The 561-nt window shown below is 60.2% G+C and carries 1 protein-coding gene; it reads right to left on the bottom strand.

Features of this window, described 5'->3' with window-relative positions:
* The coding region (locus ABEA12_RS14975) for a Mu transposase domain-containing protein (RefSeq protein WP_425571787.1) at positions 1-561 on the bottom strand (561 nt) is incomplete at both ends.

The raw sequence follows: 561 nt of genomic DNA on the forward strand, positions 1-561 counted from the left end.
CTCTATCGTGCTGCGATCCAGGACCTGGGTCATGACCGCCACGGTAGCCGGGCCGAAGTTTCGGGCACGGTTCAAAAACCAGTCCCGGGTCCACAAACCCTGGACCTGCTGATGATGCTTCGGCCCATGGGAGAGCTCCGAGGAGTATTGTCCTCGGCGCCCGATCTTGCGTGGATGCTCGCAAACCTTGGTTTGCCCGTCAAAGATACTCACGGTGGTTGCGGTGATCCTCACCGACAGGATCTTCCCGGCCAGCGCGTACGGGACGGAGTAGTGCTGGTAGTCGCTGGTGACGTGATAGTTCCGGGCGACCTTCAACTGCTTATATTCCACCGATTCATAGGGCTGATCCGGCAAGGGCTGCAGCAATGCGGCTTCCTCGGCGTCAAAGACTTCCCGCCGGGTGCTCCCGTTGACCCGGCGCAATTGCTCGTTGAGATCAAGCAGCCGTTCCTGCACCGTCTCGTTGAGTTCCTCGAACGAAGTCCAAGTCTCGTTGGCGAGGTAACCGATGACGCGGCTCTCCACGGCCTGCACCATCCGCTCGACATGGGCCTTGTC

This window comes from Paeniglutamicibacter antarcticus, from assembly GCF_039544305.1.
Lineage (GTDB): Bacteria > Actinomycetota > Actinomycetes > Actinomycetales > Micrococcaceae > Paeniglutamicibacter > Paeniglutamicibacter antarcticus_C.